The organism is Nonomuraea sp. NPDC003727, assembly GCF_053586935.1.
In genome coordinates this window covers 14,811-40,348 of sequence record NZ_JBSFNE010000024.1, presented here as the reverse complement: position 1 = coordinate 40,348, position 25,538 = coordinate 14,811, and the positions used below count along the sequence as shown (strand labels likewise).

Below are 25,538 nucleotides of genomic sequence, written 5' to 3'. Positions count from 1 at the left end.
CCACCAGCGGGCAGAACCCGCGATTGATCCGCCTTACGGCCTGTCGGTAAGGCTCGCCCCATCAGCCGCCATCCATGACGTTCGCGCTGGTGAGCCAGGATGGCGTTCGCGTGAAACCTGGACAGTCAGACGGTTGATCGGGTAGCGGCGGTGTGACGCGAGTGTGGTCGGGTGCCAGGCGTGCCTGGCGCCCGACCACCGGCCGAAGAAGGCCCTGCGCGAGCCGGTTCAGCTCTTACGCGGTCACCTGGGGGTATCGGTCTTCCTCGTCCGCCGACGTGGAGAGCTTGTTTCGCGGACCGCGGACGGCGGTGTAGACGAACAAGACGCCCATGACGACGACACCTGCCCACATGGCCTGCTGCCAGCCGTCGACGAAGGACTGCCGGGAGGCATCAACCAGCGCCCGCGCGTGGGAGCCGGCAGTGCCCGCGGCCTCGACGGCGTTGGCGACGCCCTGGCGTGCAGCGTCCGCCGCGCCTTGAGGGACGCCGCCGAGCCTGTCGTCGATGGCACTGCGGTAGCCACTGGCCAGGAGGGTACCGAGGAGGGCGACGCCGAGTGCGGTGCCGAACTCGCGGGTGATGTCGTTCCCGCCGCCATGGTCGACCGGGCGCCGATACGCGCGGCCAGCTTGTGCGCCAAGCCGGAGGTCGATGCCGCCACCGCCCTGCTCGTCAGCGCCGGGGAGCAGGCCCGCCGGCTACGCCGGCGCCACAGTGGGTGCGTCAGGTCCAGCTCGCCGAATCCGGGTCGATGCCTCGATCGCGGGCGTTGGCGTCGATGATGTCACGGAGCCAGATGGTCAGGCCTGGCTCGATTGCGTCGTAGTAGGCCGTGAAGCCAGGATCGGCGGCGTACTTCCTTCCCAGGCAGACCTGCATCGAAAGGGTGCAGTCGAAGTACGCGTCCATGGAGGCCCTGTGTCGTTCCGCCAGAGCGTTGGCTTCGGCGCTGCCTGGCCTGACGCCGGCGCGCTTGGCTGCTGCCAGGTCGTGCTCGAGCATTGCGATGTTGTCGGCGATCTGCTGCCAGTCCTCGGGGGTCATGCCCGCGGCGCGCTCGGCGTACTGTGCCCATTGAGTTGTGTCGCCCCACCGGTCACGTGCGCCCGCGGTCAGTGACGGCTTCCAGCGCTGCCCGAAGATCGCGACTTGATCCTCCGCGGAGAGCAGGATGCCGGTGCGTGCTGCTTCGATCATGCGATCGACCGCGTCGACCATTGCCTGCAAGCGGGAGATGCGATCGAGGAGCTGGGCGCGCTGTTGTCTCAGCGGCACGGTCATATCGACCGTCGGAGCATCGAGAAGTTCACCGATGTCGTCGAGCGACAGACCGAGCTCGCGGTAGATGAGCACCCGGTGGATGCGTGCGATGTCGGCCGCGGAGTAGAGCCGGTAACCGCCGGTGGTCCGCCCGGACGGGCGGACGAGCCCGATCGCGTCCCAATGATGGAGGGTGCGGACGGTGACTTCCACGTGCGATGCCGCGGCCCCGACGGTCAGCCCGCCGGGTCCCGCGGCATCGTCCATCGCGGTGTCGGTCACGCTGCCGAGTCTGACATGCGCGTCTGACTTACCCGGTTTCACCCCTTGGGGAGCGTGAAGCCGTTTGCTTCGAGGTAGCGTGCCTCGGCGCTGTCGAGGTCGAGGGGACGGGCCGCAGTCATGATCACGCGAGCGTTCTCCGGCGTGATGACCTCCAGTTCCACGGTGTTCCACGGTGTCTGTCGCGGTCCTGTCGTGCATCCGGGCACCAGTGCGGTGCACGCCTGCGCGATCTCGTCGACCTGGCTCAGCACGCAACTGAAGCCGATGCTCACCGTCGAAGGGGCCGGCAGGGCGTCGGTCGGGACGAGCAGAGCGTCTTGGAACGCCCACCGTCGAAGGTGCGTGACCTGGCCCGGGACCGTGAACAGGTCGATGAAGCCGAGTCCGCGGGTCCAGAAATCCACGGACGCGGCCAGGTCCGGCGTCGGCACGGTGACGAACATCGGCATGCCGTAGATGCCCCGGTAAATCTCAGGTGGCGTCGCGTCGGGCCCGGGCGGGGGGACAGGGCTGATATCGAATGCCTCGTAGTAGTCGGTCATGCGTTCATCGTGGTGCCTGACGCAACGTCAGGGTCAAATCCGGATCAGCACGTGCGTCAAGCCGCACGAGTCTCGATCTGCGGGGCAGGAGTGCTCAGGCGGCTCGGGTCTGACCCGCTTGGTGCTGTCGCTGGAGCGTGGCTGGCCTTCCCCATGCACGTACGACAAGCGCGCCCGGGCCCCGGTTCGGCTCGCGGTGGGAGTGAGCCCAGGTTGCCCACTCCGTCGGATTCGAGCATGACCATCGGGGAATGGTCAGCGCCCTGCCTCAAGGCCCGTGAGTGCAGCAGGGGTCATTCCCACGAGACAGGCAAGGCCCCATCACCGCTCGCGCACTGCCTTGGGCTTCACCGCAGCAGATGCAGACCCATCTCCGGGGTTTCGACGTCGATCCCGATCTGCGATGGGTGGATCACCTGCGCCTCGGTGGCGGAGAGCCCCGATGGGGTGCCGCGGACGATGGCCAGCATGCCCTGCCACGCGTTCTTACCCGGCGCGCTGGTGATGAGCTCAGCCTTGCCGTCGCCGGTAACGTCCAGGACCGAGACGGCCGCGCCGAAGGCGTCGCCGCGAACGGACTGCTCGCTGATCGGATCGGGCAGCGGCGTAGGAGCCGATCCGGACAGCGGCCGGACGCCGTCCTGCGTGATCACCTGCCCGTCCGCGATCGCCGGGCCGTTGCGGGACCCGGGGATCAGCACGACCGCACCTCCTGCGGGAGCGGTGGAGCCGCCGACGTCGGGCCTGCCGAGAACGATGTCTTCGGCCCCGTCGCCGTTGACGTCCCCGGTGGTCACTCCGCGCCACAGCACGCCGCCCGCCCAGTCCACGTCCCGCGCCGTGAAGCCGGGAACGGTGCTCGGACCGGAGGACGAGCCGTAGAAGACGTGCAGGGTGCGCTTGCTGGGCGTGAGCATGATGACGTCGTCGTACTTGTCTCCGTTGACGTCGCCGGTCACGACCTGTGAGTCCGACTCCGGGCAGACGCGGAGAGCGGGATACGGCGAGGCGGTGCAGGTCGCCGGAGAGCCGAGCTCGATGATCCGGACGGGGCTCTCCTCCAGGTCGTCGGCGAGCACCAGGTGGTGCTCCACCCACTGCTCACCGGTCGAGGGCTCGCGCATCGACCTGGCCTGAACGATCGCGATCTCCTTGTCATAGCCACCGTCCACGTTGCCGGAGGCGGTGTGCCTCGGCTCATTGCGGGTGACCCGGACGTCCGTGTCGGGCAAGGGGAAGGACTTGTACTGCCCCTGGCCGTCGTACCAGCCGCTGATGCCCGTCCACGGCGGGGTGACGCCGCGGACGACGGTGTCCGCCATGACCACGTCGTTGGCGAACTGGCCGCCGAACTGGCCGACCTCCATCCTGCCGTTGTACATGACAGTGGACACGTGCCGCTCGACCGTCCCGAACCCTCCGGACTGCCAGGACATGGCCTGCGCCTCGCTCAACCCGGAGAAGTACAGGTCGGTCCTGCCGTCGCCGTTGGCGTCGGCGGCGGCCATCGTCAGCCCCCAAGACTGGCACGGGACGGTAGAGCCCCACCTGTCCACCGTGGTGCATCCGGCCGGGGGTCGGATGAGGTGGTGGCCACTGGTCCCGTTGGGTCCGCCGTAGAGCACGGCGATCCCGCCCGAGCTCCGGTACGCGAAGGTGAGGGCCACGTCGTTATAGCCGTCGCCGTTGAAGTCGGTGTTCCGCGCGGCCACGGCATGTGCGGGACCGGCGGGGAACACGAGCGCCGCGGTCAGGGCGAGCAACGTCGCCGACCGTACGATCTTTCTGACGTGCATGGCAGCAGCATCAGCACGCCGACTTGGGGATCACTTGTGCCTGACCGTAGTTCCTGGTCAGCCACCACGTGATGTCTGGGAGAAAGCCGAGAGCGACGAGGCCCCCCGGTGCGACCTGCGCCCCCTGAAGACTTCTGTGAGTCGGCCATCCGGGACTCCGGCCTGAACAGCCACGGTGGCTGGACGGCACCGCCGCGTCCCCGTCGGCGCGCCTCCCGCAGCGGCCCGGGATGATTCGCGAACGACCGTGTACACGAGTCGGGAAATCGATTACTTTCTTGGCAAGGAGGCTGTCATGAGAGCTGCGTTAGCGGGAGTGTTAGTCGCGGCCGGGCTGGTGGGGGTCTCCTCGCCCGCCGCGGCCGCCACCTGTGACACCAAGATGATCTTCGAGGTGGGTGGCCACCTCGATCCGGACGCCAACGTCTACGACCGGACGAACGCCACCCTGCCCCCCGGCGTCGGCTTCACGAAGATCCACTATTCGGCGTCCATCGCCCCCTACCCGGGCGACCCGGTCTCGCTGGACGACTCGGTCGCCGAGGGCATCGCCACCCTCGACCGGGCGGTGCGGGCCTTCCACGCGGCCTGCCCCGGCAGCCGCATCACGATCTCGGGCTACTCCCAGGGGGCGATCGTCGCGGGGGACGTGCTCCACGCCCTGTCCGGGTCCGGCGACATCCCGCACCAACTGATCAACGGCGTCCTGTACGGCGACCCGCGCAGAATCGGCGTCAACGGCGGGCCCGGCGGCATCGAGACCAACCTGCCCACCGTGGTGCCCGGCATCACCATGAAGGGCCCGCGCGGCTTCGGCGACCTGCGGGTGAAGCAGATCTGCAACCAGAACGACGGCATCTGCCACTCCGAGAACCCGATCACCAACCTGCTGGGCTTCGCCAACGGCGTCGCCGGCTACTTCCTCGGCGACCACGCCTACGACATCGACCCCGACGCGGTGACCGGCTCCGGTGACGTCGTCATCGCGCAACCCCCGAGGGTTCCGTACGGTCCCCCGCTCCCGCTGCCGATCCCCACCCCGTACGAGCTGTTCAACGGCGATCGCCAGCGGGCCGCGGACGCCGTGGTCGGTTACCGGGCGGCGATGGGGCCCGTCCTGCCGGCGGCGGTCCGCGACCGCCTCCACGAGTTCCCCTGGTTGCCGGTCTCCTAGGAGTCGCCCATGCGTTCCGCACGTCTCGCCTTGTCGGCCGTCGTCCTGCTGCCGGCGCTGTTACCCGCCCTCCCCGCCCACGCGGCGCCGCTGTTCAAGGCGCCCTTCCCCTGCGGCCAGACCTGGACCTACAGCCACCACTCCACCGAGGTGCGCCTCGCGCTCGACTTCGTCAGGTCGGACGGCGGCGCGACGGGCGGGACCCCGGTGCTGGCCTCGGCCTCGGGCACCGCCTACCGCTACTGGGAGGCCGGGGGCGCCGGCAACTACGTGGTGATCGATCACGGCGGCGGCTGGAAGACGTACTACTTCCACCTGGCCTCCTTCTCGGTGCCGCACGGCGCCTCCGTGTCGCAGGGCCAGCAGGTCGGCGTGACGGGCACGACCGGCGGCTCCAGCGGCCCGCACATCCACTACGAGCAGCTCTACAACGGCGCCGGGCAGACGATCGTGATCAACGGCCAGTCGTTGGCGCCCTACCCCCCGTACTACAACCAGCGCTACCTCACCAGCGACAACGGGTGCTCGGGCGGTGGCCGGTCCTGGGTGGACACGTTCGCCGACGCCACCGGCTACGCGGAGCCGAACACCGCCGACGCGCAGGGCGTGCTCAAGGCGGGCACCAACTACGTGTACTGCAAGGTCTGGGGCCAGGAGATCCGCGACGGCTCGGGCAACTACAACCACTGGTGGCTGAAGACCGACCTCGACATCGTGTACGCGGGCAAGAACGGCTGGGGCGCCTACGTGTCGGCCTACTACCTCAGCCGGTGGGGCAACGACGAGGCCAGGGACAACGACGGCGCCGTCATCCCCGACTGCTGACCGTGAGGAGCCGCTCGGCCATCCGGGTCAGCGGCTCTTCCAGCGCCACCAGGCCGTCGAGATCGTCTGCCATGAGGTGTGCGGTGACGAGCTGGGCGACGGCGGCCACCAGGGTCACGCAGGCGAACCTGTCGTCGTCGGTCCGCGCCTCGAAGATGTCGCCGATCTCGGCGGCGAAGCGCCGCTGCATCTCCATGCGCCTGGCCACCGCCTCGGGACCGGCGGCGTAGACCTCGACGAGGAAGAACCGGGCGCGGGCCGGCTCGGCGGCCAGGGCGCGCAGATACGTCCGCAGCAGCACGCGGAAGCGTTCGAGCGGCTGGAGCCGGGGATCGCGCGCGGCGTCGAGCAGCGCGGCCAGCAGGTCGATCGCCTCGTCGAGGCCCTGGACGAAACAGGCCTGTTTGGAGGCGAACTGCTGGTAGAACGTCTCCCGCGACACCCCGGCGCGGCGCACGATGTCGGTCACCGACGTGCCGGCGTAACCGCGTTCGAGCATCGACTCGCACATCGCCTTCAGCATGCGGGCGCGCTGGGAGGACACGACCTCCTCGCGGGTCAGCTGATGCCGTCCGCTGGGCAGGGGCCGCAGGTCAGTCACGAACGCTCCGGTGCGCGTCGGGCGCGCGATGCGCAGGGTCCCGATGAACGTCGCCAGCATCTCATAATGGCCGACCCGCATCACCAGCCGTACGGGTGACCCGGCCGGCGGGGGCGCTGGTCCACCCCGGCGATCTCGACGGTGTCGGTCAGCGGTGTGTCCACCCCTCCAGGGCACACCGGCGTCACCGCGATCCCGCGCCTCATCACTCAGAGGCCGGCAGTCACGAACACTCCTGTACGTGAACCTTCAGGTCCCCGTGGGAGCAGGAGATCCGCACGCCGTCGTCGTCGCGGATGAGGGTCCCCCATCCCGTCGGAAGCAGCAGCGGCCACCGCCCGTGCCCACGGGGCGACACGGTGAGCCGCTGGGTGACGGCGTCGTAGGTGGCGCCGGACAGCGCGTCGAGCACCGACCAGCCGGCCATGGCGCGCACGTAGTGGTCGCCGCACTCGATCTCGTTGTACGGGTTGCGCCGCCGGCCGTCGTATCGGGCCCACACCCCGTCGAGGATCGCGCCGGCCTCCTCCTCCAGCCCCTCCCACAGGCAGTGGGCCGCGACCTGGTACTCGCTGCCGGTCCACACCTCGTCGCAGTAGCGGGTCGGCACCCGCGGCCTGCCGCCGCGCGGCCAGGTGCACATGAGCAGGCCGGTGTCGGCGCCGTCGGCGAACACCCGGTACGGGTGGTCGAAGCCGTCGAACCCGGTACGCAGGTTGTGCCTGACGACCGCGCGCAGCGCGCTCACCACGTGCTCGCGCGGCAGCACGTGGCCGAGGCCGAGCTGGTGGGCCCACCACTGGCCGATGAGCTGGTCGGCCAGGCAGCCCTCCAGCCACTGGAACTCGGCCGAGTCGCCCTCCTCCAGCACCTGCGTGTAGTACTCCCCGTTGAACAGCGCCTCGTCGTAGCGCGTGCCGCCCTTGGTGAACAGCTCGCGCAGCTCCGCCGCCATGGCGGGCTCGCCCATCAGGATCGCCATCTCCTCGGCGGCGCGCAGCGCCGCCAGCCAGAGCGTGCCCATGAACGGGTTGAGCCCGCACAGGTCGATGTCGTGGGTGGAGGGCTGAACGCCGCGCAGCACACCGCTGCCGTCGGGGTCCCATTTCTCCCTGATATGGGCCAGCAGGCGCTTGATCCCCGGCCAGTACCGCTGCAGCCAGTCCGCGCCGTGCCGTACCTCTCTGTAGGTCTTGAGTATCGTGCCGAGCATGCCGTCGAGCGCGGGTTCGACCGGGCCGCCGATGGGCACCTCCCAGAGCTGACGCAGGTAGGTGGGCGCGATCACCCGGTGCGGGAGGTAGCCCTCCGGCGCCTGCATGACGTCGAACTCGGTGGCGCGCATGCTCCTTTCGAGCGACGGGAAGAGCCTGGCCACCGCCTGCGCGTAGTTCCACACGTGGGTGCAGTTGAGCGGGCAGGATCCGCCGACATCGCCCGACCACATCACGGTCGAGGCTCCGAGGACTCCCTCGAAGCCGAAGAACGCGCCGTCGGCCGTGCGGAAGCAGGACGGGCTGCGCAGGATCGCCGCCTGCGCGGCCAGGTGCTCGACCGCTGCCGGAGACAGACTGCTGCCGGCCAGCGTGTCCACCCAGCTCAGCGACGTGTCACGCAGCCGCGCCCACTGTTCGCGCACGTGTCCTGCGACGTCGACGGCGTCGGCGAACCTGGTCGCGTAGGCGTTGCCCAGCCAGAACCTGGTGGGCCCCCACTGCGGGTTCGGCGGCCCGAACTGGACGAAGTCGGCGTAGCGATTGGGGAAATACCACGCCAGACAAATCCGGATATTTCGGGACTCGCCAGGCTGGAGGATCATCGGGGCGACCACACCACCGTTCCACGTCCGACCGGCCGGGCTGGGGCCGTACCCCTGCTGCGGCCCGCTGCCCTGGTAGTCCGCCAGCCACGGCGCGTGCCGCGCCTTCTCGGCGTCGGCGTAGACCGCGCGCCCGGCCAGGAAGGCGAGGAACTCGTCCGGATGCGTCCACTGCGGCATCGTCACGGCGTCGGCCGCGTCCACGGCCAACACCGCCTGACCGGCGCCGGGCGCCGCCGGGTCGACCGCGGTGTTGTCCATGACCAGCGAGGTCCACCCGCGCTCGCGGCGCACCCGGTTGGTGTTGCCGCCGTAGCCGAGCGCGCGCACGCCGTCGACAGGGGTGCTGCCGTCGTGCCCGACCGGGTTCTGTACGGCCGCCGCCAGCCACACCTGGGCGGGAAGCGGCCCCGGGTTGCTGATCGTGAAGGTGAACAGCGCGGCGGGCAGCGAGCTGTCGTCCACGTCCAGCGGGATCAGCGGGTTGAACGCCTCCAGCCCGACCTCGACGGGCAACCCGTGATACTCCACGTGGGCGAAGGGGTAGAGCCCTCGGAAGGTCGTTCCAGTCACCCCCCGATGGCCGCGCAGCAGCTCGCGCTGCCACCCCGGCACGTGGTCGTCGTCGACCAGCGGCGTCGCCGGGGCGTCGGCAGCCTGCGCCTGCAGGACGAACACCTCGTTCGCGGGCGGCTCCCACGTGCTCACCCGCAGGGCGAAGAAGGTGTACGGCAGGACGCCGCGATGGTTGCCGACGTTCTGCAGCTGCCACTGCCGGAGCGCGCCGTCGGCACAGATCGCCAGATTGCCGGTGCCGATCCCGCCCAGGGGCATGGCCACGTGCCTGCCCTCGTCGTGGGGTATCGGCCGGGCGTTGCCGAGGTGGGCGTTCACTTGAGTCCCGAGAGGCGCACGCCGCGGATGATGTGCCGCTGGAAGATCAGGAACAGGATGATGACGGGCAGGGCGGCCAGCGTGGATCCGGCCATGAGCAGGCCTTGCTCGCTGGTTCTTTCGGAGCGGAAGGTGGCCAGGTACTGCTGGATCGGGAACAGCTCAGGGTCGGTGATGGTGAGCACCGGCCAGACGTAGGAGTTCCAGAACAGCAGGAACGAGGTGGCGCCGACCACCACGAACGCGCCCTTGGACAGCGGGATGAAGATGTGGCGGAAGATCCGCCACGGCCCCGCGCCGTCGAGCTGCGCCGCCTCCTCCAGCGCGGTCGGCACCGCCAGGAAGAACTGGCGCAGGAAGAAGACCTGTACGGCCGAGGCCGCGCCGGGGACCACCAGAACCGCCATGCTGTCCAGCATGCCCAGCTCGGTGACCACGATGAACGAGGTCAGCATGATCGCGATGCCGGGGATGAACATGGTGGTGATCACGATGGCCCAGATCGTCCGCTTGAACGCGAACTCCAGCCTGGCGAAGGCATAGGCGCCCAGCGCGTTGACCACCAGGCTCAGCGCCGCGAACAGGGCGGCCCCGGCGAAGGTCACCCCGAGCGCGCGCACGAACGCCTCGTCGGCCAGCAGTTGGGCGTAGTTGTCCCAGCGCCACACCTCGGGGAAGAACTGGAACGGGGTGGCCGCCACCTCGGTCTTGGCCTTGAAGCCGGCCACTGCCAGCCAGGCCAGGGGGAACAGCGCGGCGACGATGATCGCCACGGCCAGGCCGTACCGGATGATCCAGCCGAGCGCGCCTCTCATGCGTCCATCGCCTTCTCTGATCTGACCAGCCGGAAGATGACCGCCGACACCGCGCCGAGCACCCCGAACAGCAGCAGCGCCGCGGCGATCGAGTAGCCGACGTACAGGTCGGTGTTGAAGTGCTGAAGGATGAACAGGTTCGGCAGGTTGGTGGAGTTCACCGGCCCGCCCTGCGTCATGAGCCACGGCAGGATGAGGAACTGCAGCGACGCCGCGAAGCCGGTGACCAGCAGGAACAGGATGACGTTCTTCATCAGCGGCAGGGTGATGCGGAACATCTTGGTCCACGGCCCCGCCCCGTCCAGCGAGGCGCACTCGTAGTACGCCTCCGGGATGTCGAGCAGGCCGGCCAGCATGATCAGGGACGCCACACCCATGCCGATCCAGATCGCGGGGATCGCCACCGCCGGCAGCGCGGTGGCGGTGTCGCCGAGCCAGGGGACCGCCTCGATGCCGAAGAAGTCGAGGAACCAGTTCAGCAGGCCGCCGCGATGGGTGTAGATGAGCGCGAACACGATGGCGGCGATCACCTCGGAGATCACGGCGGGGACGTAGATCGTCACCTTCATGACGGCGGCCATCCGGCGGCTGACCGTCTTGACCAGGTTGGCGAAGACGAACGCGATCGTGACCTGGACGGGGACCACCATGGCGGAGAACAGCAGGCCGCGCACCACCGAGTTGACGAATTCCTCGTCGGTGACCACGTTGATGTAGTTCTCCAGCCCGACGAACACCGCCGGGTCGTAGAAGCTCCAGGTGAAGAAGCTGATGTAGACCGCGTGGATCAGCGGCCAGATCACGAAGACCGCGAGAAGGACCAGCAGCGGCGCCAGCATGGTGAACGCCGCCCTGCTCTCCCGCCTTGGGCGGGCGCGGACGCCGGCGCGGCGTTCCACGCGTGCCGCCCGCAGTGACGTGACAGCCACGGGCGCTCCTTTCTCCGCTGCCGGTCCTGTGCGGGACCGGCAGCGGGCTCACTGGTCAGGAACCCTGTCCGGCCAGGTTGTTCTTGGCGATCACGTCCTTGATCTCGGCGTCGGCCGCCTGGAGCGCCTGGTCGATGTCCTTGCCCTGCAGCGCCTTCTCGATGGCCTTGCCGAAGGCCAGGCTGACGGCCCAGTCATAGGCGGGCTCCGGCTTGGCGTACTTCACGACCTGCTCCTCGATCGTCCGGGCCCAGGGGTTCTCCGCCGCGGCCGGGTCGTTCTTGATCGCGTCGGCCACGGCCGCCCGCGGCGAGTACTTGGAGAACTTGGTGTTCTTGAAGAACTCGACCAGCAGCGTGGGGTCACCGGCCAGCAGCCAGGAGACGAAGTCGGCCGAGGCCTTGGCGTTCTTGGACTTGGCGTCGACGACCAGCGTCCAGCCGCCGAGCGTGGCGGTGGGCTTGGTGGTGTCGCCGTCGAAGGAGGGCAGCGCGGCGGCGCCGATGTCGGCGACCATCTTCGGGTAGTCCTGGAGCAGCACGCTGGCCGCCCACGAACCGCAGACCATCATCGCGGTCTTGCCCTGACCCAGCGGGTTGGCGTCGGCGTAGGGCGCCAGCGGCTGCTTGGGCATGATCCCCTGCTGGTACAGCGTCTGGTAGACCTGCAGCAGTTGCTTGTACTTCGCGTCGGCCGCCTGCGGCGTGGACCAGTCGTCGCTGATCGGCAGGTGCCCGGCGGCGTTCCACTGCAGACCCCAGGTCGACCAGGCCATGTCGATCTGATTGGCGGCGGTGACGACACCCGCGACGTCCTTGGTGGTCAGCTTCTTGCCGTAGTCGATGAGCTCCTGCCAGGTGGCCGGCGGCTTGTTCGGGTCGAGCCCGGCCTTGGCGAACAGGTCCTTGCGGTAGTAGAGCACGGCCGACGGCTCGACCAGCATGGGGTAGCCGTACTTCTTGCCCTTGTGCTCCACCGAGCCGACCACCGACTCCTGCAGCCCGGCCCACTTGCCGGCCGGGATGAGCGGGTCGAGCGCCTGGATCTGACCGGTGCGGGCGAAGCCGGGCACCTTGCTGTAGTTGACGGTGTAGACGTCGGGCGCCTTGCCGGCGGCCTGGGCGGCCTTCATCTTCTGGTCCCACACGTCGGCCGGCACGATCACATGCTTGAGCACGACCTTGTCCTGCGACTTGTTGAACGCGGCGACAGCCCTCTTGTACCAGGCGTCCTCCTGGTCGGTGAACTTCTGCTGCCACAGCGTGATCTCGGCCTTGCCGCCTGCCGCGCCCTGGCCCGTGCCGCCCGACCCGCAGCCGACGGCCAGCACCGCGGTGCCGGCCACGGCCGCGATCAGCCGGATGAGTTGTGTGCGCACGTCGTCTCCTTCGGTGACGTGGGGGGTGAGCCCTGTCGATGCGCCGCGGACCGAGGTACGGCTCGCAGAGCGACAGGTTGGAGGACACCCGGCCGCCGGCGGAGGAACGGCGCCGGGTGCGGGAAGCGCGCGGCCCGGGTGATCACAAGATGGGCAGCCGCGCGCTGACGGGTGGGAGCGTGAACGGCCGGTGCGGGAGTTCCTGGTACCAGTAGGCGACCGAGGACAGGTCGTCCTGGCGGCGGTTGGCGTGGCCGTGCTCGATGGTGACCTTGATCGAGGTGGTGAACGGCACCGGGTCCTCGACGTGGAAGCGGTACATCGAGATCTGTCCTGACCAGTTCTCGCCGCCCGGCAGGGTGAGCCCGTGGTAGGGGGCGTGGTACGGCTGGCTGGGACACCACGCGGTGTTGAAGTAGTCCTCGGTCCCTGTGCCGTGCAGGCTCGGCGGGAACGCCTCGCCGTCGATGAAGATCATGTCGTCGCCCTCGCCGTACCAGTTCCAGTCGCAGGTGCGGCGGAGGTTGGTGACGTTCAGGACGCAGCCGACGTAGTGGCCGCGGCCCTCGGCCTCGAGGATGACGTAGTTGCCGTCGCCGTCGAGGTTGGTCCCGCCGAACAGGTACTCGGCGTTGGACATCTGCCCCTGGTCGAGACCGTCAGCGGGGCACTCGCGCCGCCACTGGGCGTGGAAGCGGCCCAGCCCCTCACCGAGTTCGTCGAACTCGTCGTAGTCGATGTAGTAGTAGAACCAGAGCACCTCCGCCTCGCACTCGCTCGTCAGCTCGAACCTGGCCCGGCTGCTGAACGGCATGTGGAACCAGCAGTTGAAGGCCTTGCCGTCCTGCGGGCTCATCTGGAGCGGTGCCGAGACGAAGTTGGCGGTACGGGCGTGGCCCATGCCGAAGAAGTCGCCCAGCGGCACGAGCACGCTGGGGTGTTCGTTGTCGTCCCAGAAGACCCGCAGGACGAGCTTGCGCAGGAAGTCCCGGTCGTGGGTCTCGGGCGTGCCGGGGTCGCGGGGCGCCACGGTCATCCAGATGTGGTTGATCGAGCCGGCGCCGCGGATGTCGGCGAGGGTGACCGTCTCTCCCGGCGCGACCGTCACACGGTCGTCGTTGCCGCCCGAACGGTCCCAGCTCGACGCCCTCCTGCGGCGGTGCGAACGCAGGCGCGGAAGGTCGCGCAGGCTGCTGCCGTGCTGACCGTAGGTCACGGGTCCTCCTATGAGAAGCGAGAAGATGACTGTCACGTCGATGAGGTCAGGTCCTGGTCAGGGCGAAGTCGTCCAGTTGGAGCCACATGTCGCCGTTGTCGGTCCAGATCCCGGCGAAGACCTCGACGGAGCTGCGGCTACCGCTGTCGAAGGTGACGGTGAACTTCGTCCAGCCGCCGACGGCCCCGAAGTTGACCTCGGCGAACGGCGGGCCGCCCGGGTTGCGCACGCCGAAGAACCCGTTGTCGTTGTTGGGCGAGGTCCTGAGCCAGCCGCTCAGCGTGTAGGCCGTGTGCGGGGTGACGGAGACGGTCTGGTGCAGGTCGTGCCAGCCGCGGTTGTACCTGACGAAGCCGTTGCGATCCGCGGTGAAGGCCCAGGTGGCCTGGTCGATGCCGCCGTTGCCGGTCACCGCCCACGGCGCCGACACCGTGCCCGTGGTCTGGCGTTCGAAGCTGGGGTCCCGGACGAGGTTCGGGTTGGTGATGCTCCCGTCGCGGTTCAGGGTGACGCGGATCAGATAGACGTTGTACGGCGTCCACTCCGACAGCGCCAGATACAGGTTCGGCCCCGACGACCAGGGATGCATGAAGCCGCCGTACAGGCCGGGGAAGTCGGCGAAGCCGGCCACCACCGCGGGGGCGCTCCACGGGCCGGTGGGCGCGGGCGCGGTCCTCAGCACCACGTCGCTGCCCTTCAGATAGGTCATCAGCCACTTGCCGGTGAAGGCGTTGAACTGCACCGACAGTTCGGACACGGGCGCCGCGACCACCGGGGTGGCCAGCGTGTCAGGGCCGGACCGCCAGGCGCTTCCCGTCCAGTACCGGTAGGCGGCCTTGTCCAGCACGGCGGCCTCGGGGACCCTGGCCAGGTAGGCGGCGCCGTTGCGGCCGTTCGGCGTGCCGTACATGTAGACGAAGCCGTCACGCCGGACGAACGCCGCCATCTGGAAGTGGTTGTCACCGCCGGGGTTGTCCCATCGGGGGCCGCCGGTGACCCAGTTCTGGCCGTTGTCGTCGGAGTAGGCGATCGAGGAGTGGTTCGTGGTCCAGACTCCGGGCTCGCCCCAGTGCCGTACGGACATGTAGGCGAGGTACTGCCGTGTGCCCACCGACACGCCCGCCGTGGGGATCACGGTGATCTCGTCACCGTCGATCTTCTTGCTGGGGATGAGTTCCTTGGCGTGGCCGGGAGCGTCGGTGGCAGCGCTGCTGAACGACATGCCGTCGGCGAGGTCGGGGTCCGTGCTGCGCAGGAGCACCTGGCTGCGCCAGTCGTCGCCGTTGGCGCCAGGGGGTCGCCAGGTGTCGCCGAACGTGTCGCCGAACGCGGCGAGGATCTCGCCGCTGCCGTTGTCCCACATGACGCCGAGATCGGTGGCCTTGATCTTCCAGTTGGCGTCGGTGGCGCTGACGGAGCCGGGTCCGGTCATCTTGCTCACCACGATGGCCGGTGAGTGGGCCGACGAGGCCTGGGCGGGGCCCGCTGCCACCAGACCGGACAGCAGAACCATGGCGATCGGGACGCGTAAGAGCTTCACCGCTCTCTCCCTCCTGGGACAGGCGCGGAGATTCCGCACAGGTGCACGTGCACGCCGAGCTCGGCAAAGGCCGCGGCCTTGGCCGTCAGCGCCCTGTCGGCGCTGTCCGCGTCGTGGGCGTAGGCCACGTTGAGGTGGTTGGCCCGGTGGCGGGCCATGAACTGGTTGCGGGTGACGCCGTGCAGCACCGCGTGCATGATCGGCCACTGCGGGGTGGTGGCGTCGAGCCTGCGCCTGGTCTCCTCCTCCGGCAGCTCCACCACGCTCGCCCGGCCGAGGTCGACGTGCAACTCGCCGTCCATGATGAACACCCGCGACCAGACGATCTCGCCGGGCTTGGAGACGCCGCTCAGCGTGCCGCCGCCGAGGGGGAAGTACATCGGCGGCTGCCGCATGCTCCACGACTTGTCGTAACCGCCGTTGTGCGACGCCGGCACCGACCCCGAAATCTCCAGAACCCAGACGAACCGCCCCTCGTACTCCTCGCCCCATCGAATGTCGTGCAGCGTGGTGGCCGGGTCGAGGCCCATCGCGCTCCACACCCTGTTGGTGATCAGCGAGTCGACCGCGACCCCCTCGTCCACCTCGTTGAAGTGCGGCAGCGGACGGCCGGCGTAGAGCTCGCGGAAGCCGTCGCGGCTGCGCACCGGCGGGCGCTCGACGTTGTTGAGCAGCCCCTCCACCAGGTCGCTGGCCGGTACCACGTCCTTGAGCCCCTGCTGGTACTGGATGCCCACGGCGTCCAGGCCGAAGTCGTCGGCGATGCGCAGCGCCGCGACGTACATCTTGAACTGGCTGATCAGCTGCGACTCGGTCAGCTCGGTGGCCTCGTCGGCGCCGGTGTGGAAGGTCAGGCCCGCCTCGTCGAGCCACGCGCGCACCGCGAGCGCCTCGGCGTCGCCGACCCGGTTCATCTCGGCGACGAGCGCGCTCTGCGACAGCCGCTCCTTGTAGATGCCGAGCGGGTTGAGCTGCTCGTCGTCGATGATGGCGTTGTACATCCCCATGCAGCCCTCGTCGAAGACGCCGATGATCGCCTTCTCCGTGGCGAGCTGGCGGGCGAGCGCCCGGCCCAGCTCGGACTCGGGGGTCGGGGGCAGCTCGCCCAGCCTGGTGACGTGGCTGGTGTCGTGGGTCAGCTCGCCGTTCTCCAGCCAGGTCTTCAGTCCGTGCCTGGCCCACTCGTCGGTGAAGTCCTCGCTCCACAGCACCGAGTACGGCCTGCCCGCCTTGGTCAGGCTGCCGGCCAGGTTCAGCAGGCCGACCAGGCCAGGCCACTGACCGCTCCAGTTGGCCACGATGAGGATCGGCCCGCGGTGGCTGCGCAGCCCGGCCAGCACGTGGTGGCTGTACTGCCAGACCGCCTCCACCACGATCAGCGGCGCGTCCGGCGGCAGGGCCTTGAACACCTCGATGCCGGCACGCTGGCTGTCGATGAAGCCGTGTCCCTTGCCGGGATCGACGTCGTGGCCGCGCCGGACCGACCAGCCCAGGTCGCGCAGCGTGGCCGCGAGATCGTTCTCCAGCTTCTCCTGCACCGGCCAGCAGGTCTGGTTGGCGCTCTGACGCAGGTCGCCGCTGGCGACGGTGTAGACGACGCCGGGCTCCGCCGCGGGCGGTTCGTTGAGCTCGGGGAATCGGTACATGGGCTGCCCTTCACGTGGGGGGTCAACGATGCTGGCGGCCGGCCAGGGCGTGCGCGATGCCGGCCGTGCTCGGGTAGAGCTGCTGGTAGAGGCGGTAGAGCTGGTCGTACTGGGTGACCGCGTCCGGCCGCGGGGTCACCAGGTGCCGGACGGGGTTCCACGCGTCGATCGACGCCTCACCGACGAGCCGGGCGGCCAGGAAGGCGCTGCCGTACGAGGCTCCGATCGAGGTGGCGCGCACCTCCTGGGGTGTGCCGGTGACGTCGGAGACGATCTGCGTCCACAGACCACCCTGGGTGCCGCCGCCGACGGCGACGATGCGCCGGATGTCGCCGCCGGCCGCCCGCATGGTCTCGACGTTGTGCCGCACGGCGAAGCCGGTGGCCTCCAGCGCCGCCCGGTAGAGGTCGCCCCGGGTGTGGGAGAGAGTGAGCCCGGCGATCACGCCTCTGGCCTGAGGGTCCATGACCGGGGTGCGCTCTCCGGCGAAGTAGGGCAGCATCAGCAGCCCGTTGGCGCCGATGCCGGACGCGTCGGCCTCCTGGAGCAGCTCCTGGTAGGCGGCCCCGAACAGGTCGCGCAGCCAGGCGGTGATCGCGCCGGAGGTGGCCATGCCGCCGGCCAGGTTGTAGGTGCCCGGCAGGGCGCCGACGGTCCCCCACAGACCGGGCCAGGTCCGGTGTTCCGGCGTGGTGTGGACCAGGAACATGGTCGTGCCGTACATGAGCATGAGATCGCCGGGGTGGTGGGCGCCGACGCTGAGCGCCTCGGCCCAGGCGTCGACCGTCCCGGTGATCACGGGGATGCCTTCCGGGAGATCGGTTTCCCGGGCGGCCTGCCGGGTGAGCGTCCCCGCGGGCTCGCCCGGCCAGCGCAGCGGGGGCAGCTCGATGCCCGGCGCGACCGTGTCCGCCCACGGCCGGTGCCAGTCGAGGCGGCCGACGTCGTAGAGCGGGGTGCACTGGCTGGCCGAGTGGTGGTCGAGCACGTACGCCCCGGTGAGCCGGCGCACCAGCCACGAGCTGGGCATGTACAGCCGCCGCGCCCTCGCGTAGAGCTCGGGCTCCTCGTCGGCCACCCATGCGATCTTCGCGCCCGCCGCCTGGCTCGACAGGTCGGAGCCGCCCCTGCGGCGGATCTCCTCCGCTCCGAGCTCGCGTTCGAGCCTGGCGATCTGGGCGGTGGAGCGGGTGTCGACGCCGTAGAGGATGGCGGGCCGCACCGGGCGATCGGCGGAGTCGGCGAGCAGGACGCAGGGTCCCATCCCGCTCACTCCGACCGCGACCACCTCGGCGTCCCGGCCGAGCTCGCGGGCCAGCTCGCGGAACTCCTCCCACCAGAGCCGCCCGTCCATCTCGAAGCGCCCGAGGCCGGGGCGGTCCACCGCGTGCTCGCGGACCGCTGACCGCATCAGCGTGCCGTCCAGGCCGACCAGCACTCCCTTGCTGGTGGACGTCCCGATGTCGACCCCGAGCACGACGGGCACAGACATGCGCACCCCTGAGAAATCGATTGCTGATTGCCCAGAACGTAATGAACGCAGACACCGGAGTCAATGGTGTCGGCGGCGGTTCGCTGGGGTCAGTGACAGTTCGCCGGTGCGGCGGCAGTCGCTGGGGTCAGCGGCGGGAGCTCTCGCGGACGTGCAGCTGGGTGTGCAGGGTGACGCTGCCGGCCGGGCGGGACGGCTCGGCGATCCGCTCGGCCAGCAGCAGGGCGGCGGTACGGCCCAGCTCGTAGGTGGGCTGCCCCACGGTCGTCAGCGACGGCCTGACCAGATGCGCCCACGGGATGTTGTCGAAGCCGACCACGCCGACCTCCTCGGGGATGCGCACACCCTGGTCGACCAGGCATTCCACGGCGCCGACCGTCATCAGGTTGTTGGCGGCGAACACGGCGTCCGGCGGGGAGTCCTGCCGCAGCAACGCCTCCATCGCCGCATATCCGCCTTCCTCCCGGAAGTCGGCATATCTGACCAGCTCTTCCCGTACGGCACGGCGGTGCCCGCGCAGCGCACGCTGGTAGCCGCGCAGCCGCTGGACGGCCGTCGACAGCCTGCGCGGCCCCGTGATGCACGCGATGCGCTCATACCCCGAGTCGATGAGGTGAGCGGTGGCCAGCTCGGCGCCGTGCTCGTTGTCCACCAGCACGGTGTCGACGGCGATGCCGCGCAGCTGCCGGTCGATGACCACCACCGGCACCCGGGCGTCGACCAGCCGGTTGACATGCGTGGCCCGCCCGGACGGCGAGATGATCACACCGGCCATCTGGTCGTCCAGCGCGGCGGTGACGTACTTGCCCTCCTTGGCGGGGTCCTCGTCGCTGTTGCACAGCACGACCGAGAAACCGGCTTTCTGGGCGACGTCCTCCACGCCCCTGACCATCGCGGTGAAGAACGGGTTGCCCACGTCGGAGATGATGACGGCCCACAGCGTGGTCTGGCTCTTGCGCAGGTTGCGCGCCACGGCGTTGGGGCGGTACGCGAGCTCGGTCAGGGCCCGCCTGACCCGCTCGGCCAGCACCGGATCCACGTTCGGCCGGCCGTTCACCACCCGCGAGACCGTCGCGGCGGACACCCCCGCGTGGCGAGCCACATCGTAGATCGTCGTCATCCTGTCCCCGTTTCGGATCCTCTGGAGGGAAAGCGTAGCTGCAATCGATTCCTCACAGCAGATCCGTGCGCTCTCCGGGCCCTGGGCGTCCCGCGCGGCGGGCCAGGGAGCGACCCTGCCTCCCTTGGAGACCTCGGGACTCCGCCCGAGGGTCAGCTCACGGGATGAGCGTGTCGGGGAAATCGGTGACGGCGGCGATGAACTCCCTGGGCTTGTCGTCGTGGATGACATGTCTGGCGTCGATGCGGCGGTAGACGCTCTGAGGAGCGAGTCCGGGCACCCGGCGGGCGTCGTCATCGTCCATGGCGCCGACGAGTCCGTACCTGTCGTACCGGCTCCACCTGGTGTGCGACGACAGAGACCCAGCTCGCCGCGCACGGACAGCCCGCCCTGCTCGCCGGCATGCGGCTCGAGATCATTTCGTGACGCCGGAGCGACAAGATCCTCCGCATGAAACGTGTCGCAGTCGTTGCCGTCACGGCCGTGGTCGCCGCGTTCTTCGCGGGTGGCGGACAAGCTCAGGCCGCCGCGCCCGAGGACCCGGTCACGGCCGTGCAGAAGCAGTTCGCCCCTGGGCGTGGCGTCCGGGTGTCCGAGGCGAACCGGACCACCGTCAGCGGGATCAAGGGAGTCTTCCTCACTCGGACCAGCGGAGTGATCGGGTTCGGAAAGTCCGCGGCCGTGGACTACGACCTCACGTCGAAGACGAAGCTCACCGACGAGCAGAAGGCAGCTCTCGGGCTAGGCGAGGACTACGAACCGGCCACGCTGCGTGCGGTCAAGGTGGGCCGCGCCACCTACGTGAAGGGCTTCGAGTGGGGCGACATGCCCGAAGGCAAGCACTGGGTCCGGTTCAGCGGCAGCTCCTCGTGGAACAACGACGGGCAGCGCGGCGACCAGCGTGTCGACGTCCTGAACCCGGCGATCCTGAAGCTGGTGATCTCGAAGGCCACGTTCGCCAGGGCCGGCGAGTACCGCGGCGCACTCAGCGGGAAGGAACTGTACAAGGAGAAGTACGGCAACTCCGAGGTGGGCAAGATCTCCTTCAGGCTCTTCGTCGACCGTGACCGGCTGCCTGTCCGTCTGATCACGGAGTACAGCCTGAAAACCGAGGTGCCCAAGGACGGCAAGCTGGTCAAGGCCACGGTGCACGACATCGTCGACACGCGCTACAGCGGCTGGGGCGCGAAGGTCGCGATCGCGGCGCCTCCGGCCGGCGAGGTCGTCGACTTCGATGATCTGAAGTGGCCGTCGGTCGACGACAACCCGATCAGCGCGCTGACCGACGCAGGCCGAGGAGCTGTGGGAGCGTCAGCCGTTCACGGGGCGGAGGGCGCCGGGGGCGGCCGGTGAGGCGGTCGAGCGCGGTCATGTTCACCGCCTGCGGCCAGAGGCCCGGCTCGCCGTCGACGCAGAGTTGTGGCATGTCCGGCTCTCGTCCACGGCGGGGTGGGACGAGGGCGGCTACCCCGTCAGGGCGGAAGGTGGCGGTGACGTGGCGCTTCGCTGCTGCGGCCGACCGTTGAGTCTCCGGGGTGGGCGCGGACCCCGGAGATGCTCAGAACCCGTCGTGGACTTCCACGGCGGCGCGTACCCGCTCGATGCGTGTGGGAGGGAGTCAGCCCGCCTGGCAGGCGGTGTTCAGCGCCGTCGTCTTCGCGTCCGTGCCCTTCTGCGCCGCGTCGATGCCCGCCTCGTCGCCTGCGTCGATGGCGGCGTTGGCAGCGTCGAGCGAAGCGGCCATGTCGTCCATGGCCGACTTGACCGCGCCGTCCACCTTGCCTGCCTGCTCGACCAGCACCGCCTTGTACGTGGTGTTGACGCCCTTGACCGCCTCCGCGCCTTGAGCGGAGCCGAGCTCCTTTTCCCAGGTCGCACTGGCCGCTGCCGCGGCGTTGCACGCGTCGGCGGAGGCGGAGCCGCAACTGGTCAGGAAGGGTACGGCGGTCATCAGGGCGATGGTCATCACAATCTTCTTCATGGCGTCAGAGCCTACGAACCCCACTTTGACGGTTGATGAACGATCTATAACCGCACAGCTCTTCTCCTAGGCGGGCCGCCTGGGCCGGGCAACCGGCGGCAGTCGGCCGGCGGTCCCCCATGAGGTGCGGCTCAAGGCCGTCCATCAGGAACGGTACGGTGACCTTCACCGCCGGCCTGAGTCTGCTCGACGTCGTTCTTCAGGCGGTGCAGGCGGAGTTCAGTTTCGACACGGTCGCACTGGCCTGGTCGGTGTACTGGTCCGCCTCTTCTGGCGCGCTGATCTCCGCCAGTTCCTCGTAAAGGGAGACGACCGCGCCCTGGGCCTCCTCGACCTTCTCGTCGACGTCCAGTTCCTTGATCTTCTGTGCGCTGTCGCCGTAGAACTGCTTCATCGCCTCCAGGTCCTCGGCGTTGCTCTGGAGCTGGGTCACCGTGCTCGCCATGATGGCTCGTATCTCCTTGCAGCCCTTGGTGTCGGCCACGGCGGCAGTCTCGCCTCCCGAGCCGCAGGCCGCCGTACTCAGGGTCAGGAACATGAGAGCGGAGACGCTCAGGGCGAGTTTGTACAAGGACATGGCTTTTCCTCCGTGCTGTCGCAATGGTCACGACAGCCTTCACCTCGGCCATGGACAGCCGATCGTCAACCGGTGAACGCTCGTCCTGCCGTCAGCCGATCCCGAGATCTGCTGCCGGAGGGCTCCGGCAGCTCTGGGCTGGGTGGGATCCAGGAGCGCCAGCTGCCGGACCCGCGCGGGCACGTGCGGGGCGTGGGTCAGCGCGAGCCATCCGCCGTAGAAGTGCCCGCACACCGCCGCGCTGTCGACCCCCAGAGCGGTAGCACCGGACCCGGAGGTGGTCGAGGTGCGGTTGTCGGCTATCGCCCGGTGTGCCGAAGGATCGCGGCGGAGATACGAGGAATCACCGGCGGCGGGAACCCGTGCCCCATTCCCTCGATGGGCAGAAACTCGCTGTTGGGAATCGCCGCTGCCAGTGCCTCGCCATGGGCGATGGGTGCCATCGGATCGTCCGACCCGTGAATCACCAGAGTCGGGGCGGTGATCGAGCCGACGAGCCCGGAGCGGTCGCGAGAGGCGAAGGCCGCGAGGACGTGGTTCTTCGAGGCGTGGCCCGCATCGGTGGCACTTTCGATCTGCTGCTCGATGAGCGCACGCGTGGCGGTCTCGTCGAACGCCGTCACCTGTCCGGTGAGAATGCGAGCCAGCTTCAGATGTGCCTCAACGTGCTCCTCTCGGGTGCTGGGCGGATTGGCGATCTGCTCGGCGTCCCAGGCGGCCAGCCGTGGATCCCGCTGCGTGCCCCGGAAGGTGTTGGTCACGGGATCGAGAGGCTCGGCGCTCGACATGATGACCGTCAGGCTGCGCAGCCGGTCAGCGTGTTCGAGCGCGATCTCCTGGGCGATCATGCCGCCCATCGACGCGCCGACCACGTCCGCCGCGGCGATGCCCAAGCCGTCGAGCAAGCCGACCGCGTCCTGGGCGAGGTCGATCATGGTGTACGGCTTGGCCTCGTAATCGACACAGCTGGACAGCCCGGTGTCCCGGTTGTCGTAGCGGATGACGTACCGCCCTCCCTCCTGGAGAAGCCGGCAGAGCTCATCGGGCCAGGTGGCGCCTCGGGCACCGAGTCCCATCACGAGCAGCAGCGCGGGATCGGCCGGATCCCCGAACGTCTCGCACCACAGACGGATCCCGTTGGCCTCGACCATGCGTTCCATCAATTCTGCCCTTCGTTCTGGCTTGGACCAGTTGCGACGACTGGCGCTACGGCGTCCCGCACGAGGACGAGCGCTCACTGACCGTCCGCCGAGTCCGCGCTCTCTTCCCGCAGCACCCTTCCCCAAAAAAGTATAGACACGTTAACTTTTATTCGAACCGGAACCGTCACAAGACAGCCGGCGCATGCAGGACGGCGAGCATCTGGGCCCGTAGATGCCCGCTCAGCGCTTGGATGTCATCGCTCAGCCGGGCAGCGAGCACCGACGTCACCATCCCCATGACGGATGTGACGGCGATCCGCGCCGCGAGGTCGGACAGCTCCGGCCGCACCTCGATCAGCAGCCCGACCCACGCCTCACGTATCTGCCGCATCTGGCGATTGAGCCGCCGCCGATCCTGCTCCGGCAGCCACAGCAGCTCGGCCTGCATGACCAAAGTCAGACTCCGGTTCTCGACGGAAAACCGGGAGAACCAGTCCACCAGGGCAATCAGCGCCTCCTGAGGCTCCCGGTCCTGGTCGGCCAGCGCGGCTTGCGTCCCCTCCCGCAGGCGCTCCAGCGACAGCTCGATCAGGGCGAGGAGGATGGCCTGCTTGCCGGGGAAGTGCCGGTAGACCGCAGGCCCGCTGATGCCCACCGCGGCCCCTATGTCGTCGATTCCGGTATCGGCGTAACCTCGCTCCACGAAGAGCCGGGCAGCCTGCAACAGGATGATGCGCTTGCGCACCCCATGCTTGCGCCCCTGGGAGATGAGCGATTCCAGCTCATCGGACTCGGCCACTGGCGTACCTCTCTGAGAGAAAAACGGGAACCACGGTTAACATATCGGAGTCTCCGGCCGCGGATGGAGATCGGCGCCGAGACGGTGCGCCAGGAGGTGGAACGCGCCGGGCAACTCTTCCCCGACGCGGTGGCGCGCTTCCACAACGCCCTGCGGGCCCTGCCTGCCGAGCAGGCCGACAGCCCGTTCGTGAAGGCCCTGGTGGAACCGGTCACGCTGAAGGACGACACGTTTCGCGGCCGCGGCGGTTTCGTCATCCTGCCGGAGTGGGCCGACATCCTGGACCGGCATTTCCCCGCCACCTCGCAGTGGCAGACGCGGGTCAGCCCTCGGCTCGGGCAGCATCCCACGTGGCCAGGTGTTCCGTCCCGTGAGGTTGGTGACGCGGCCGGCGGGCGGTCGGCCTCCGAGCGCGGTGTGTCCGCGGTGATGGTTGTACAGGTGCAGCCAGGCTGGCCAGGCGGCGCGGCGTTCGGCCACGTCGGTCGCCGATGACGTAGGCGCACGGGGACCGGCTGGGGCTGGGGTGTGTCGGCCGGTTAGCGGGGTGGCGAGGCGTGGGGTCCGGGGTGGGGCCGGCTGGGGTGGGGCGCGTTGGCCGGCTATCGGTGTGGTGGGCCGCTCTCCGTGGTGCGGGCGTCGTGCGCGGGCTGGGCGGGGTTCGGTCGAGCCGGCCGGTCACCGTACCTGGTCGGTGGTGTGATCCTCGTCGAAGATGTCGGCGGCGGAGATCACGATCCGGGGATCGGGGGTGCCCACGACGTGGGCGTCCTTGTCGGCGTAGTCGAACCGGCTCAGGACGTGACGCATGGCTTCCAGCCGGGCGCGCTTCTTGTCGTTGCTCTTGATGACGGTCCAGGGCGCCACGTCGGTGTCGGTGTGCAGGAACATGTCCTCCTTGGCCCGGGTGTACTCGTCCCACTTGTTCAGCGAGGCCAGGTCCATCGGCGACAGCTTCCACTGCCGGACCGGGTCGACCTGGCGGATGATGAACCGGGTGCGCTGCTCGGCGCGCGAGACCGAGAACCAGAGCTTGATGAGATGCAGGCCCGACTCGACCAGGAGCCGTTCGAGCCGCGGCGCCTGCTCGATGAACTCCAGGTACTCCTCCTCGGTGCAGAAGCCCATCACCCGCTCGACGCCCGCCCGGTTGTACCAGGACCGGTCGAACAGTACGATCTCGCCCGCGGCCGGCAGGTGGGCGATGTAGCGCTGGAAGTACCACTGGCTCCGTTCGCGTTCGCTGGGCTTCTCCAGCGCGACCACGGTCGCGCCGCGCGGGTTGAGGTGTTCCATGAAGCGCTTGATGGTGCCGCCCTTGCCGGCGGCGTCGCGCCCCTCGAACAGCACCACGAGTCGCAGGCCGGTCCGTTTGATCCAGTACTGCAGCTTCAGCAGCTCGATCTGCAGCAAGCGCTTGTCGTGCTCGTACGCCGGCCGCGGCAGGCGTGCCGGATAGGGGTAGTGCTGGCGCCAGGTGTCGACCTGCGTGCCGTCCGCGCGGTACAGCCTGGGGTCGTCATCGTCGCGATCATCGACCCACAGGCCGGGCGTGCTGTCGAGCAGCTCTCCGGTGTCGTCCGCGTCCTGGGAGCCGAGGACGACCAGGCGTCGTCGGTGCGGATCGTTCATCGTGCACACCCGGCGAGAGTGGTGATGCCCATACCGTCACCATGCACCCTCGGCGGCCGATCTAACCACC

Annotated in this window: 23 protein-coding genes and 1 pseudogene; 3 read left to right on the top strand and 21 right to left on the bottom strand. The window is 69.1% G+C overall.

The features are described 5' to 3' along the window. Nucleotides 1-728 precede the first annotated feature (728 nt). The 3 genes from ACWDLG_RS38810 to ACWDLG_RS38800 form a co-directional block, all read right to left on the bottom strand. Complete coding sequence (locus ACWDLG_RS38810) at nucleotides 729-1,547, bottom strand: MerR family transcriptional regulator (protein ID WP_449929642.1); 819 nt, start codon at nucleotides 1,545-1,547, stop codon at nucleotides 729-731. A 38-nt stretch (nucleotides 1,548-1,585) separates the two neighbouring features. Further along, a complete protein-coding gene (locus ACWDLG_RS38805) occupies nucleotides 1,586-2,092 on the bottom strand; it encodes a VOC family protein (protein ID WP_449929640.1) in 507 nt (168 codons plus the stop codon). A gap of 347 nt (nucleotides 2,093-2,439) precedes the next feature. Beyond that, nucleotides 2,440-3,888, bottom strand: coding sequence for an FG-GAP-like repeat-containing protein (locus tag ACWDLG_RS38800; RefSeq protein ID WP_449929638.1), 1,449 nt, complete (start codon nucleotides 3,886-3,888; stop codon nucleotides 2,440-2,442). A 295-nt stretch (nucleotides 3,889-4,183) separates the two neighbouring features. On the opposite strand from ACWDLG_RS38800, the gene ACWDLG_RS38795 reads away from it, so the two are divergent. Both ACWDLG_RS38795 and ACWDLG_RS38790 read left to right on the top strand, forming a co-directional pair. Continuing rightward, complete coding sequence (locus ACWDLG_RS38795) at nucleotides 4,184-5,062, top strand: cutinase family protein (RefSeq protein WP_449929636.1); 879 nt, start codon at nucleotides 4,184-4,186, stop codon at nucleotides 5,060-5,062. 9 nt (nucleotides 5,063-5,071) lie between these two features. Then, nucleotides 5,072-5,887 carry a M23 family metallopeptidase gene (locus ACWDLG_RS38790; RefSeq protein WP_449929634.1) on the top strand — a complete coding sequence of 272 codons (816 nt, stop codon included), beginning with the start codon at nucleotides 5,072-5,074 and terminating at the stop codon, nucleotides 5,885-5,887. Here ACWDLG_RS38790 and ACWDLG_RS38785 read toward each other — a convergent pair. The 12 genes from ACWDLG_RS38785 to ACWDLG_RS38730 form a co-directional block, all read right to left on the bottom strand. After that, nucleotides 5,871-6,488: a TetR/AcrR family transcriptional regulator gene (locus tag ACWDLG_RS38785; RefSeq protein ID WP_449929632.1), complete on the bottom strand. Its 618-nt coding sequence runs from the start codon at nucleotides 6,486-6,488 to the stop codon at nucleotides 5,871-5,873. The genes ACWDLG_RS38790 and ACWDLG_RS38785 overlap by 17 nt on opposite strands. 80 nt (nucleotides 6,489-6,568) lie before the next feature. Then, nucleotides 6,569-6,694 carry a hypothetical protein gene (locus tag ACWDLG_RS38780; protein WP_449929630.1) on the bottom strand — a complete coding sequence of 42 codons (126 nt, stop codon included), beginning with the start codon at nucleotides 6,692-6,694 and terminating at the stop codon, nucleotides 6,569-6,571. A 17-nt stretch (nucleotides 6,695-6,711) separates the two neighbouring features. Continuing rightward, nucleotides 6,712-9,201, bottom strand: a complete 2,490-nt coding sequence (locus tag ACWDLG_RS38775) for a GH116 family glycosyl-hydrolase (RefSeq protein WP_449929628.1) — start codon at nucleotides 9,199-9,201, stop codon at nucleotides 6,712-6,714. Further along, nucleotides 9,198-10,016, bottom strand: a complete 819-nt coding sequence (locus ACWDLG_RS38770; RefSeq protein ID WP_449929626.1) for a carbohydrate ABC transporter permease — start codon at nucleotides 10,014-10,016, stop codon at nucleotides 9,198-9,200. Before ACWDLG_RS38770 ends, ACWDLG_RS38775 begins: the two co-directional genes overlap by 4 nt. Further along, entirely contained in the window at nucleotides 10,013-10,945 is a 933-nt protein-coding gene (locus ACWDLG_RS38765; RefSeq protein WP_449929624.1) for a carbohydrate ABC transporter permease, read from the bottom strand. The genes ACWDLG_RS38770 and ACWDLG_RS38765 overlap by 4 nt, the downstream gene beginning before the upstream one ends. A gap of 55 nt (nucleotides 10,946-11,000) precedes the next feature. Then, on the bottom strand, nucleotides 11,001-12,323 hold the full coding sequence (locus ACWDLG_RS38760) for an extracellular solute-binding protein (RefSeq protein ID WP_449929622.1): 1,323 nt from the start codon (nucleotides 12,321-12,323) through the stop codon (nucleotides 11,001-11,003). A 142-nt stretch (nucleotides 12,324-12,465) separates the two neighbouring features. Beyond that, on the bottom strand, nucleotides 12,466-13,539 hold the full coding sequence (locus ACWDLG_RS38755; RefSeq protein ID WP_449929620.1) for a glycoside hydrolase family 172 protein: 1,074 nt from the start codon (nucleotides 13,537-13,539) through the stop codon (nucleotides 12,466-12,468). A gap of 46 nt (nucleotides 13,540-13,585) precedes the next feature. Continuing rightward, nucleotides 13,586-15,079 carry a DUF4185 domain-containing protein gene (locus ACWDLG_RS38750; RefSeq protein ID WP_449929618.1) on the bottom strand — a complete coding sequence of 498 codons (1,494 nt, stop codon included), beginning with the start codon at nucleotides 15,077-15,079 and terminating at the stop codon, nucleotides 13,586-13,588. Further along, complete coding sequence (locus tag ACWDLG_RS38745; RefSeq protein WP_449929616.1) at nucleotides 15,076-16,725, bottom strand: hypothetical protein; 1,650 nt, start codon at nucleotides 16,723-16,725, stop codon at nucleotides 15,076-15,078. Before ACWDLG_RS38745 ends, ACWDLG_RS38750 begins: the two co-directional genes overlap by 4 nt. A gap of 22 nt (nucleotides 16,726-16,747) precedes the next feature. Beyond that, nucleotides 16,748-18,217 carry an FGGY-family carbohydrate kinase gene (locus ACWDLG_RS38740; protein ID WP_449929614.1) on the bottom strand — a complete coding sequence of 490 codons (1,470 nt, stop codon included), beginning with the start codon at nucleotides 18,215-18,217 and terminating at the stop codon, nucleotides 16,748-16,750. 127 nt (nucleotides 18,218-18,344) lie between these two features. Next, nucleotides 18,345-19,337, bottom strand: a complete 993-nt coding sequence (locus ACWDLG_RS38735; RefSeq protein WP_449929612.1) for a LacI family DNA-binding transcriptional regulator — start codon at nucleotides 19,335-19,337, stop codon at nucleotides 18,345-18,347. A 157-nt stretch (nucleotides 19,338-19,494) separates the two neighbouring features. Next, a complete protein-coding gene (locus ACWDLG_RS38730; protein WP_449929610.1) occupies nucleotides 19,495-19,641 on the bottom strand; it encodes a hypothetical protein in 147 nt (48 codons plus the stop codon). Nucleotides 19,642-19,787: 146 nt separating this feature from the next. On the opposite strand from ACWDLG_RS38730, the gene ACWDLG_RS38725 reads away from it, so the two are divergent. After that, nucleotides 19,788-20,690 carry a hypothetical protein gene (locus tag ACWDLG_RS38725; RefSeq protein ID WP_449929608.1) on the top strand — a complete coding sequence of 301 codons (903 nt, stop codon included), beginning with the start codon at nucleotides 19,788-19,790 and terminating at the stop codon, nucleotides 20,688-20,690. Nucleotides 20,691-20,955: 265 nt separating this feature from the next. Here the strand turns inward: ACWDLG_RS38725 and ACWDLG_RS38720 are convergent, their stop codons facing one another. From ACWDLG_RS38720 to ppk2, 6 genes and pseudogenes are all read right to left on the bottom strand, one after another. Next, on the bottom strand, nucleotides 20,956-21,303 hold the full coding sequence (locus tag ACWDLG_RS38720) for a hypothetical protein (protein WP_449929606.1): 348 nt from the start codon (nucleotides 21,301-21,303) through the stop codon (nucleotides 20,956-20,958). 214 nt (nucleotides 21,304-21,517) lie between these two features. Beyond that, nucleotides 21,518-21,895 carry a hypothetical protein gene (locus tag ACWDLG_RS38715; RefSeq protein ID WP_449929604.1) on the bottom strand — a complete coding sequence of 126 codons (378 nt, stop codon included), beginning with the start codon at nucleotides 21,893-21,895 and terminating at the stop codon, nucleotides 21,518-21,520. A 299-nt stretch (nucleotides 21,896-22,194) separates the two neighbouring features. Beyond that, the gene (locus ACWDLG_RS38710) at nucleotides 22,195-23,055 is read right to left on the bottom strand and encodes an alpha/beta fold hydrolase (RefSeq protein ID WP_449929602.1); all 861 of its coding nucleotides are present in this window, start codon (nucleotides 23,053-23,055) and stop codon (nucleotides 22,195-22,197) included. 166 nt (nucleotides 23,056-23,221) lie between these two features. Continuing rightward, entirely contained in the window at nucleotides 23,222-23,836 is a 615-nt protein-coding gene (locus tag ACWDLG_RS38705; protein WP_449929600.1) for a TetR/AcrR family transcriptional regulator, read from the bottom strand. A 357-nt stretch (nucleotides 23,837-24,193) separates the two neighbouring features. Continuing rightward, nucleotides 24,194-24,292 (bottom strand): annotated as a pseudogene (locus ACWDLG_RS38700) (IS481 family transposase); the annotation flags it as partial. Between the two features lie 222 nt (nucleotides 24,293-24,514). Then, entirely contained in the window at nucleotides 24,515-25,468 is a 954-nt protein-coding gene (ppk2, locus tag ACWDLG_RS38695; protein WP_449929598.1) for a polyphosphate kinase 2, read from the bottom strand. Nucleotides 25,469-25,538: the final 70 nt, after the last annotated feature.